14 protein-coding genes and 3 pseudogenes are annotated in these 10,395 nt (G+C 62.0%); 9 read left to right on the top strand and 8 right to left on the bottom strand.

Translation table 11 applies throughout. The features are described from left to right. The 7 genes and pseudogenes from ACLP9N_RS11220 to ACLP9N_RS11250 form a co-directional block, all read left to right on the top strand. Nucleotides 1-247 (top strand): annotated as a pseudogene (locus tag ACLP9N_RS11220) (adenylate/guanylate cyclase domain-containing protein); the annotation flags it as partial. A gap of 436 nt (nucleotides 248-683) precedes the next feature. After that, nucleotides 684-839, top strand: coding sequence for a hypothetical protein (locus ACLP9N_RS11225; protein WP_442407482.1), 156 nt, complete (start codon nucleotides 684-686; stop codon nucleotides 837-839). 388 nt (nucleotides 840-1,227) lie between these two features. Then, nucleotides 1,228-1,356: a hypothetical protein gene (locus tag ACLP9N_RS11230; RefSeq protein WP_442407483.1), complete on the top strand. Its 129-nt coding sequence runs from the start codon at nucleotides 1,228-1,230 to the stop codon at nucleotides 1,354-1,356. Nucleotides 1,357-1,390: 34 nt separating this feature from the next. Then, nucleotides 1,391-1,789: a hypothetical protein gene (locus tag ACLP9N_RS11235; RefSeq protein ID WP_442407484.1), complete on the top strand. Its 399-nt coding sequence runs from the start codon at nucleotides 1,391-1,393 to the stop codon at nucleotides 1,787-1,789. A gap of 488 nt (nucleotides 1,790-2,277) precedes the next feature. Further along, entirely contained in the window at nucleotides 2,278-2,619 is a 342-nt protein-coding gene (locus ACLP9N_RS11240; RefSeq protein WP_442407485.1) for a hypothetical protein, read from the top strand. Between the two features lie 361 nt (nucleotides 2,620-2,980). Beyond that, complete coding sequence (locus ACLP9N_RS11245; protein WP_442407486.1) at nucleotides 2,981-3,163, top strand: YegP family protein; 183 nt, start codon at nucleotides 2,981-2,983, stop codon at nucleotides 3,161-3,163. Nucleotides 3,164-3,262: 99 nt separating this feature from the next. After that, complete coding sequence (locus ACLP9N_RS11250; protein WP_442407487.1) at nucleotides 3,263-3,586, top strand: EthD family reductase; 324 nt, start codon at nucleotides 3,263-3,265, stop codon at nucleotides 3,584-3,586. A gap of 234 nt (nucleotides 3,587-3,820) precedes the next feature. Here ACLP9N_RS11250 and ACLP9N_RS11255 read toward each other — a convergent pair whose 3' ends face one another. Further along, a complete protein-coding gene (locus tag ACLP9N_RS11255) occupies nucleotides 3,821-4,111 on the bottom strand; it encodes a hypothetical protein (RefSeq protein ID WP_442407488.1) in 291 nt (96 codons plus the stop codon). Between the two features lie 268 nt (nucleotides 4,112-4,379). Here ACLP9N_RS11255 and ACLP9N_RS11260 point away from each other — a divergent pair, with 268 nt between their 5' ends. After that, nucleotides 4,380-4,784 carry a phospholipase D-like domain-containing protein gene (locus ACLP9N_RS11260; protein WP_442407494.1) on the top strand — a complete coding sequence of 135 codons (405 nt, stop codon included), beginning with the start codon at nucleotides 4,380-4,382 and terminating at the stop codon, nucleotides 4,782-4,784. A gap of 79 nt (nucleotides 4,785-4,863) precedes the next feature. Here the strand turns inward: ACLP9N_RS11260 and ACLP9N_RS11265 are convergent, their stop codons facing one another. The 6 genes from ACLP9N_RS11265 to ACLP9N_RS11290 form a co-directional block, all read right to left on the bottom strand. After that, nucleotides 4,864-5,091, bottom strand: coding sequence for a helix-turn-helix domain-containing protein (locus ACLP9N_RS11265; RefSeq protein ID WP_442407495.1), 228 nt, complete (start codon nucleotides 5,089-5,091; stop codon nucleotides 4,864-4,866). 576 nt (nucleotides 5,092-5,667) lie between these two features. Further along, entirely contained in the window at nucleotides 5,668-6,348 is a 681-nt protein-coding gene (locus tag ACLP9N_RS11270) for a hypothetical protein (protein ID WP_442407489.1), read from the bottom strand. Between the two features lie 69 nt (nucleotides 6,349-6,417). After that, nucleotides 6,418-7,050: a hypothetical protein gene (locus tag ACLP9N_RS11275; protein ID WP_442407490.1), complete on the bottom strand. Its 633-nt coding sequence runs from the start codon at nucleotides 7,048-7,050 to the stop codon at nucleotides 6,418-6,420. Nucleotides 7,051-7,116: 66 nt separating this feature from the next. Next, on the bottom strand, nucleotides 7,117-7,509 hold the full coding sequence (locus ACLP9N_RS11280) for a hypothetical protein (protein ID WP_442407491.1): 393 nt from the start codon (nucleotides 7,507-7,509) through the stop codon (nucleotides 7,117-7,119). Between the two features lie 20 nt (nucleotides 7,510-7,529). Continuing rightward, entirely contained in the window at nucleotides 7,530-7,916 is a 387-nt protein-coding gene (locus ACLP9N_RS11285; protein ID WP_442407492.1) for a hypothetical protein, read from the bottom strand. Nucleotides 7,917-7,949: 33 nt separating this feature from the next. Further along, nucleotides 7,950-8,930: a nitrilase-related carbon-nitrogen hydrolase gene (locus tag ACLP9N_RS11290; RefSeq protein WP_442407493.1), complete on the bottom strand. Its 981-nt coding sequence runs from the start codon at nucleotides 8,928-8,930 to the stop codon at nucleotides 7,950-7,952. Between the two features lie 898 nt (nucleotides 8,931-9,828). On the opposite strand from ACLP9N_RS11290, the pseudogene ACLP9N_RS11295 reads away from it, so the two are divergent. Next, a pseudogene (locus ACLP9N_RS11295) lies at nucleotides 9,829-9,987 on the top strand (TetR/AcrR family transcriptional regulator); the annotation flags it as partial. A gap of 267 nt (nucleotides 9,988-10,254) precedes the next feature. On the opposite strand, the pseudogene ACLP9N_RS11300 reads toward ACLP9N_RS11295, so the two are convergent. After that, nucleotides 10,255-10,395 (bottom strand): annotated as a pseudogene (locus ACLP9N_RS11300) (IS6 family transposase); the annotation flags it as partial.

Consider the following 10,395-nt stretch of genomic DNA (forward strand, 5'->3'; position numbering starts at 1 on the left):
CGCGTTGGAGATCCACGGCGGCATCAGCGATCTGGCCGATGAGGTGTCCCGCCGTGATGGTGTGGATCTTCAGTTGCGGATTGGGCTGAACTCCGGGCAGGTGATCGCCGGGGAGATCGGGTCGGGCGGTGCCGGGTACACCGCGATCGGGGAGCAGGTCGGGATGGCTCAGCGGATGGAATCGGTGGCCCCGCCGGGTGGGGTGATGCTCAGCACGTCGACGGCGCGACTGGTGGAGGGCGCGGCGACTTCCGCGCCAACAATCCGGACCGGTTGTCATGACTAGCGGCACCGCGTCGTAGTTATCGGCTCTGACAAAGGGGGGGACGGCCGGGCCGAGGGGGGTGGGCCCGGCCGTCCCGTGTCATTTGGCCTGCAGGTTGTAGTCCCTGCGCATTGTCCTCGATCCACTGCCCGTCACGGAGGATGTTTTCCGTCTGTTCGTTCGTTGTGTCCCAGTCGGTAGTGAGCGTCACGCCCGCGGGTCGGTCTCCGGCTCGGCGGCTGGGCAAACGTTGCTGTAATTCGAAGTTAAATGCGACTGTCTGGTCGTGGACGACTGCAATCGTGCCCAAGCTGTCGAGTTAATCCGCGCGTTGCACTATCAGCTGCGCGAGATGATTGTTCGTTTGGCCTGGCTAGAAAGCCAGGACGTCACCTCAAGCGACGGCCGAGCATGTGAAATGCGGATGGACGCAGCCGCACTCCGCAGAGACATCGCAGAGGCACAGATGCACATCGATCGGCTACAGCGCCGCTACCTGAGCGGCGACGAACGCACCCAACAGCGCCCAGCCGGAGGACAGTCCCGAGCCATGGTGGACCTGCAAGCTAAGTAACAACTAAGCGTCCCCCTGCCGGTCGATCACAGCCCATTGCCAATGGGCTTCGACACCGCTGCCGGGTGGACCAGGGCGCCCCCGAAGTAATGACACCACCCCCACGAGAACGGCCGTCGTCCGTCAGGAGCAATTCTGGCGGCCATTCTCTTGCGTTAAGAATCTTCGCCTAGTGTCGGGGCCCATGAGACACGGACACGAGAACAAATGCACGTGGGTTGAGACGGAGAAGATTAACTCAACCCTCGAGGAATGGATCGCCCAAGGGTGGGAGCTGGTCACGGCATACTGCGGTCCATCTAGCACGGTCACCCACTATCTCTATTTTCGACGGGAGGTCGGAGGACGTGTGGGCTGAGTCGATGAGTGAAACCTACGTCCCCCCAACATGCGCGACATCGAGACCATCGACTCCGAACTCCGACTGATGCTCGCGATTCGCAAGATGGCCCGTGAGGCAGAAGGTCGCACGCCAAACACGGCCCCGAACGAGCGTTCGGCAACAACAGCGTTTTGACTCCACCCGTTTGCGCCGGTCTGGCCCCTGAGTGGTGGAACCGGCCGCAGGAAAGAGCAAAACTGAAGCCGGCCCACCTTTTGGCGGCGTGGGAAGGAAAGTGGAAATGATACCGCCGCACAACGATTCCATCTGGCCCGACGACACCAAACGCGCCGCCGTGACACTCGCACTTGCTGCGGCCACCAACAGCGACATGCAGTTCGTCGACGTGATCGACGTGATTAAGGAGGCGCTGAACAGCGGACGGCCACTGCAGTTCGTGATGGAGTTGATCCGGTTGCTCACCGCCAGGTTGGGCGAGCAGTTCAGCAATTCCGACACCGCCGCGGCTGACCAGCAGCTGGCGGCACAATGCCAAGCGGCCCAGGACGATATGCGTTCACGGGGAGAATGGAGAACGATGACCACAACAACCCACGAAAGTAGGTAACACACCGAATCCTTTGTGACGAGCTGGCCGAAGACCTGGCCTGATTCGCGGCCCGGCGGCGCCGTGCCCGGCGAATCGGGTGAGTTCTCGAGCGGATAGTCCTCGTGCTCGTCCGCTGTTTCCCATTGCAGAATTGGTTATCTTTTATCACGTGATCGTTGACGCGTTCCGCTGCGCTGCACAAGATCTTGTCCGCTACCGTCTTCGGAGCGAGTCAATGTGGGTGCGCTGCGAGGACGATTCCGACGACCCCGGCACCTGGCACCTGGTCAGAACTATCCGCGATGCAGGCTTCACGAGTATTTACGATCCTGGTCTTCAGGGCATCGAACTGTTAACCGTTTCATTTCATGATGAGACACCCCAATTGGTCCTTAATCAGACCGACCAAGTCGAGTTCGCCATCCCTCGACATGTTCATCTTCCCGACTCGTGACCGCTGCGTCGGTCCTCTAGCGCAGAGGACGCCGGGGTGCGATCATCTCGTGATGCAAGATCGCGATCCAGCCCAGGCTGTGGAGTTGGTCCGCGCGTTATGCGATCAACTGCGCGAGATGATCCATCACCTGGCCTGGGTCGAAGGCGATGTCCTTGGCCCAAACAGCCATGCAATGCGGTTACAAGCAGCCGCGCTGCGCCGAGACATCGCAGAAGCACAGATGCACGTCGATCGGCTACAACGCCGCTATCTAATCGGCTCCGACCGCTCCCAAGAGCGTCCGGCCCGGAGGACGGCCGCGAGCCGTGCTGTCCCGGCACGCTGGGTAACGGCCGAGCCGCCAGGCGCCCGGTCGGCGTGGCGGATGTCTCGGCTCGGCGACGCCACTTAAGGTTTGAGGACGTGACCAGTAGTGCAATCCTTCTTCATGGACGCACACGATGCCGCTCAGGCGTTGGAGCTGGTCCGCGCCTTAAGCCATCAAATACGCGAAATGACCATCAAACTCACATGGCTTGAACGACAAGCTGCTAACAGCTCCACCAGGCGCTCAGCCGCCCTCCGTTCGGAAGCAGCTGCGCTGCGGCGAGATATTGACGAGGCACAGATGTTCATTGGCCGGCTGCAGCGCCGTTACCTCAACAGTAACGGCCACGCCCAGCCGCCCCCACCAGCGATAACTGTCCAAGGCATAGCCACTCGACGGTGGTAGCGTCACCGCTGGTCGGGGCTAATCGGACAGGGAGACTGCTATGTCAGGCAAGTTCGAGATCAGCAAGGACAAGGCCGGCAAACACCGGTTCCACCTCAAGGCCGCCAACGGCGAGATCATCGCCAGCAGCGAGGGCTATAAGACGAAGGCGGGCGGCGAGAACGGCATTCAGTCCATCAAGACGAACGCGCCACGCGCCGCGGTCGTAGACCTGACCGAATAGGGACCCGCGCAAAGTCCCTTAATCTCACCGGAGCAACCGACCGTCAGCGGCCTTGGGCGCACAGGCTCGACACTTTATCGACGACACGAGGGAAATCCATTGCCCGAAACCAAGATCACGATCATCTACGACAACCCCACCGACCCGGACGCCTTCGAAGCCGCCTACGAGTCGGCGCAACTGGAAGCCGCTCGGCGAATACCGGGATATCTCCGGATCGAGACGTCAAAGGTCTGGCCGAAAGAAGATGGCAGTCCGACGCCTGCTTACCGCATGATCGACTTGTACTACCCGGATTACGCTGCCGTCAGTGCGGCGGTGACCACACCGGAAGCAGGCGCGTTCTTCGCCGCCATGGCACGACTCTCCACCGGAGGCGTACGTGTACTCGTCTCCGACATCGAGGTACCCCAGCAGCACTGACAGCGAGCCGCCGCCCAATCACCGTGGGCTATCGGCGGAGCCCGCCGCAATGAGGGTTCCAGGCCATTCGGCCCGGCCCTGCTCTCCTCGGGGGCGGCCCGATTCAATCTCATGCGCTGACCTTGCAATAACAACCTGACCCGCACATGCCCAACGTTCCGCGAGTGGCGCCAAGGCCAAGTTCAACCGTTCGGCGGCGACGACTCACCGCCGTTTTGAGCCCGGTCCCCCCGTCTACGCCAGAGAGCTGGTCTCCACCTCGTGAAGGATGAGGCCGTGCGGATGGCTGGCCAGCCCTGGCGACGACGATGACCACACCCGTTCGCGCAGGAACGTCCGGTAATTTCTTGCGGCCTCGGTTGTGTCGAAGGCGAGATGTTCCACGATGTAGTGCGGGTCTTCCTCAGCTTGAAAGACGTGTACCTCGGTGACGCCAGCCTGCTCCCGCGCGGGCGCACGCTTGGCGAAGTCCCGCAGCCACGTGTCGAGGTCGGCGACCCGGTGGTCGATGTGCAAGACGGGCATCGGGTAAAAGTACTCCTCCCTACAGGACCCGCAGGTTGTCTTTCGTCGGTTCACCCTCGCGTGCCGCGGGCATGCCAAGCTAGGGCCTTTGTGCCTCTGCGTTGACGCGCATACCAGAAAGTCTCCGGACATCCCAGGGCGGTTCAGGCCGCCGCCCCCGCAGGCACCGTCGGGTCCGGCGTCGGGATGCTGGCTCCGCTGAGCCTGCTCCCGCGCCGCGATCGCGGGAGCGAAATCCGTTCACCGGGAACTGGTTCCGGTGTGGACGATGCCCGGCAACGAGGCCACCGTCGGTCACCTCACCAGTGAGTTCCACCGCATCGTCACCGGCGCCCGCATCTCGGTGACCTGCGCGACCTACAACTTCTCGCCCAACTCGAACATGTGGACGGCATTGCGCGCCGCCTCCGAGCAGCCCGGCGTGACCGTCGTGGTGTACGTCGACGCCGACAAGGGCGACCCAGCAGGCGTCAAGGCAAACCTGCCGCGAGCCACGGTGTACCGGTCAGCCCAACTTCCCGATGGCCAGCCGATCGTTAGCCACACGAAGTTCATCATCATCGACCACGAAATCGTGCTACTCACGAGCGCGAACTTCTCCTACAACGCCGAGAACCGAAACATCGAGTTCGGGCTCTCAATCCGCGACAACGGCCTGGCGACGTCGATCTAATCTTCGATGGCGAGCAAGCACGGGTCGCTGTACGAGCTGGTATGAGGCCGACTCTGCGGTGCCCGGAGCCGGCAATCGATCAGGCTGCACTGTCTGCGCTGAGGTACCGATACAGGGTCGCCCGGCTCACTCCGAGGTACTTGGCGATGTTCTTAGCGGTGTGGCCATCAGCCTTCATCCGCCTTGCGGTGGAGACGTGCTCGGCATTAGCGACCTTTCGAGGCCGCCCGAACTTGGTGCCGTTGGCACGGGATGCCTCACGCTTGACGGCAGTGCGCTCCCGACACTGCTCGCGCTCGACAAGCAGGTGTCATTTCTAAAGAAACGAGACAGCTGTCAGGACGCTAAACCCCTACCCCGTAACGCCAGGTCGTGGTGTCTCATTTCTTGTCTCACACCGCGTGTCTCGAATCCCCACTGTCGCGCGCAGCGCCACCGCGCGGGCCCGCCGGGCCCTCACACCGTTGTCGCCGCGCCGCACGGCCACACGGCCACCCCCGCGGCCCGCCCGGCCCATCATCACCATGTTGTCGCGCTGCGTGCCGGGCACCACATGAAGCAACCCTGTTTCTCCCGATAAACTCACGCGCGCGCACGCCGGGTTGTTGCAGCCGTGCAGCGCCCGTACCCACGGCTCCAACGCCACCCCATCCAGTGCGGCCGCCAACGCATACCGGTTGGCCCGCACCATGATCCGTGCGCCGCCCCGGCGCACCCAAAATACTGGCAGAGAGCACCTATTCAAACTGTGACAGTATTCCTCGACCCTGAATAAATTTCGGGGTGGCAGAAAGGGGTGACGCGGACCCTATGGTTTGGTCCAGGTTGATCTTCTGGACCCATCAACGGGGGTCACGTCACTGATGCGCCGCCGTCGAGGCGTTCATTTGGGTGCGGGTTCTGTGGGCGCGCCATATCGCATTGTCCAAACGGGTACCTGGCCGGGCGTGTACTCATTACCTGCCCAGGGCGTACCGCAGATGTGCAAATACGCGTAGGGCGTCTTGTCGAACATCACCCATGCGCCGGCATCTCGTACGGTGTTCGGGAGGCCGTCACGCGTCGCATCGTATGGCCACATGATCATCCAGTGCGGGCCGATGGGGATGGCAGGACTTGATTTGTCGAATGGATCGGTGTTGCTGTGTTGCGTTGCGCCGCAAAGCATGTAGATGATACCGGGGGCGGCATTCGTCGGAGCCGGCTTGCCGGCCATGATATCTCTCATCCATTGCAGCCCCATGGGATCCGCGCACATGGGCACGTTGCCGATTTCATTCTCGTCACCTGGGAAACACACCCACTGGTTGGTTCCCTGACGAAGCACGACAAGATTGCCTTGCGCATCCATGTCGGCAACCGTGGCGTCCCGGGTGATGTGGAAAGGCCCTGAGGACATCGCGCGCGATATTTTGGCGGCCAGTATCTGTTCGCCTCTGTCGGCCGGAAGGGGTTGTCCGGCATGCAAGCTCGTAATCGCGCTGTTGCTGTAGTTCCCCGGCGCACCACCTGCGTCAGCCATGCCACCTACGGACTGCTGCTGGCTAGATTCACTATCGGCCATGGCGTGCTCCTCTCAAACGCAATTTGTGGCCCGGTCAGCGGATGGTGATCTCACCCATGTCGATGGCGATCAGCAGCGGCTCCGGGATGAGCTTTGGTAGTCGCCCTCCCAGCCGTAAATCCGCCGCTTGGTGGGGATGACGATCCCGTCTGCTTCGCGATAGTCGGTGGCATAGTTGAATCCGGGTGCGCCGCCGAGGATATCGACGGTGTAGTCTTGCCGGCGCAGCAGCCCGTCGGGGTCGAAGCACGAGATCTGTTCGCGGGTATGGCTTTTGATGTGATCGGGAAACGTCACCTTCAGCCGCCGCCACGTTTCACCGCCGACCTGGATCGGGGTGATCTCTTCGGTGCCGAATCCGGGCCAGGTGTAGAGGAATGGTGTATTCAGATATGTCCACAGCGCCTCCCCGCTGAAATAGGCGACGTGAATGTCGTCCCACGGGGTGTCGAACACGTGACCGTCAAACGACCTCTCCGGGTCATCGCGCGAATCGATGAGCGCGCCGTCACTACGCTGCATCACGACACGGGAGGGCTCGAAGATCGAACGCTTATCCTGACCGACGAAGTCCATCGTCAGCAGCTCACGGGTGGTGTCAACGTCGAAGCGGACGTTCTTGAGCGCATCACCCTTGCCTTTGACGAACCAGGTCGCCCCCGGATCGACGCGGCGACATCGATCGATGTGATGCCGTTCCACCGGTCCAGGCCGCCGCGGGCCGCGACGGCGACCTCAAGTAGATCGCTCATTGCCGCTCCTCGCTCCTTACGGTGCGCCTTCCCAGTGTTTGGCAAGAGGCGTACCGGCGAACCTCTCAAGCATCGCGCGGGACAGCACCAGCACAGAACTGCGCGGCCGGTGATTCACCACAAGGCGCTGGGCCTTCCCGGCGGCATTGAAGACGACCAGAACGATGACATAGAGCGGCACACCGCGAACCGATGCGGTGTAGTCCTCGAGGAAACTGCTTTCCCCGCAGGGACCGGCGTAGTGGAACTCTTGAAACTCGTATATCTCTTTTGCGGCCACCACGACTTCATGGACGGCCGCCGCGCCTTGGATGGCACCGTCCCACGCCGGCCCCTCCCCGGTTATCTCGTCGGCAAGGTTGTCTAGCCACGCCGGGTAGTAAGGCCTTCCCATATAGGTCGATGCCATGTCGCCCCTCCTGGCTCCCCTTACGGGGTGCCTTCCCAGTGCTTCGCGTGCGGGGTCCCGGAGAATGTCTCTAGCATCAAGCGGGAAAACTGCAGCATCGCGCTGCGCGGCCGGTGATTTACCACGACGTGCTGGGTCTGCCCGTTGGCGTTGAAGCTGACCAGCACGACAACGTAGGTAGGTATGCCGCGCACTGAGCTGGAGTAGTCCTCGAGGAAACCGTTTTCGCCGCACGGGCCGGCGTAATTGAACTCCTGGTGCTCATACTGTTCGCGGGCTTTGACCAAGATGAAACTGACGTCTTCGGCGCCGCACGCGGTGCCGTCCATCGCCGCGGCCTCCAAGGTGACGTCGTCGGCCAGGTTGTCCAACCACAAAGGGTAGTAGGGCTTTCCCATATACGTCATCTGACACCTCCCGTATCGTGTGTTCCCCGCGGATCAGTTGCTGACATGGTCGCTCTCCTCGACGTCGGCGACGACCGGCGAAGGAGGCTGCCGCTTATGGACGTGGGCGCTGGGCGTGTCATCGATGAGCAGGCTGAGTAATTCGGGCCGACTGTAGTGTCCGCTGGAGTCCATGAAGGCTTTGCGTTTGTCGATCAGCGCGAAGTCCAAATCCGCGATCACCTCGCCTTCACCGGAGCGCAGGGGATCACCGAGCAATTCGCCTTGCGGTGTGATGATCGCGGTGAAGCAGCCACCCGAGATCGGGCCCACCGGGCAGCCGGTGTCGGCCATGATCTGTCCCTGCTGATCGGGATCGAGCCAGGCGGTCGCCGCCACCACGAAGACGCCCGACTCCAGCGCGTGATTGCGTACCTGGACCTCGGTCTGTTGAGCAAACAAGTCGCCGAAAATGGAGCCCGGGAACATCGCCGAGTGGATCTTCTCGCCGTCGGCCATCAGCGCGTATCGGGCCAGCGGGTTGTAGTGCTCCCAACAGGCCAACTGGCCGATGCGACCCACTGCGCTGTCCACGGCTCGAAGTCCGCTGCCATCGCCCTGGCCCCAAATCATGCGTTCGTGATACGTGGGGGTGATCTTGCGGCGACGCTGGATCAACGTTCCGTCGGCATCGAAAAGCAGTTGGGTGTTGAACAGTGAGCCGCCGTCGCGTTCGTTCACGCCGATAGAGACGACCATTTCAGCGCGGCTCGCGGCGTCGGCGATCGCCTGCGTCGCCGACGATGGCACGGTGACCGCCTGCCCCATCAGCCGAATCTGCTCGGCGATCATCTCGTACGGGCGCTGCACAAACGAAAAATACGGGTAGTAGGGAACAATAGTCTCCGGAAAGGTAGCGAATTGCACGCCCCGCGTTGCCAATTCGTCGATCTTGGCGACAACGCGCTCCACGGTGCCGTCGCGGCTGTAGAGCACAGGACGCAGTTGAACCGCCGCTGCTCGGACAGTGGTCATAGCACCGACCTCTCGTCATGGCTTGCGCGATACGAACAGTGTGATGCCTAAAGGCCGTTAGTGGCCAGCCATTGCAGGGCGACGACCGCGCCGACCGAATGCGAGGTCGGGCTCGTCGGTGGTGGCGAGCACCGAAGTGTTCAAGGGTGATGACAACATCCGCCCGCCAGGCTTTGGCTTACCTCTGCATGGCCCTCAACATGAGTCTTCTGATCACAATCGGCACCTGGCCGCCCCTTCCCCTGACGTGAATTTGCGTAACACCTGTCCGGCGTCGCCCGGGACCAGCACAATGCCAGCCCTCAGCGAACCGACTTTCGGCTATCTAGCACTGGACTTCTGAGTAAATCGCGCCTTGGCAAACGATGACCGAAGCGCCGCCGGAGCAAGGGAACGCCATCATGCCCGGCAAAAGGCTGGAATCTAGCAACGAAGGTACAGGTCAGTTAACTAGTAAACCTAGCTAACGTGACCAAACACGTGACCATCGGGCATGAAAACGACCCCCGGAGAATCCTCCGAGGCCATTTCCGCTGGTAGCGGGGACAGGATTCGAACCTGCGACCTCTGGGTTATGAGCTAACCGGTCGCGGTCTCCCGCACTACGCTCGGTCTCATAGCTGCAGGTCAGCGCAGTTCAGCCGTCCAAGCTGTCTCGCCGCGTCCCGCTTGTTCGCATCGGTTCCACCGTGTTCTGTGTCCAAATCCGTGGCCACCACCCACCGAGGCAGAGTTACTTGCCTGGTCGGGGCTCGCGGTCGCGACCAGCGTGTCGCTGCACAGCCTCGTCCTGCCCGAACCCGAATTCACTACTCTCCTCAGCGAATTGATCTCCACCGTTGTCGACGCCCCGCTACCTGCTCCACAGTCGACGCCCGCCCACACGACGACGTCTGGGATGCTGCGCACCCACGCCCGCCGTGAAGCGATCCTCACCGAAGCGACAAAGCTCTTCGCGGCCAACGGGTTCGCGGAGGTAAGCACAGAGGACAACGGTGCCAGCGTCGGCATCAGTGGTCCCAGTGTCTACAACAATTTCCCGCCCAAGTCAGATATCTTGCTGGCAGCCATGCTGCGCGGCGACGAGTGGCTGCGCCTGGACATGAATCGCGCCTTCGCCCAGGCATCCGATCCCCGCGATGGTCTGAATCGTCTGCTCGACAGTTACTGCGCCTTCGTCCTCGACAACCCGCACCTTCTCCAGGTCCTCGTTTCCGAATCGAACCAGCTGCCCGAACCCGAACGCCATCGCATCAGAGCCGCCCAACATGCCTACATCGACGACTGGGTGAACCTACTGCGACACGTGCACCCAAGCTGGGACGTAGGTGACCACCACACCGCGGGCAACCATCAACTCCTCGACGTCGCGCAGACTCAGCGCGAAACGGTGATACAGCCACACCGCATGCCCGATGACCTCGATCGGATACCGGTAGCCCTTGTACCTCGCTGCAATCGCCAC

The sequence above is a fragment of the Mycobacterium sp. genome (genome assembly GCF_052144515.1).
Lineage (GTDB): Bacteria > Actinomycetota > Actinomycetes > Mycobacteriales > Mycobacteriaceae > Mycobacterium.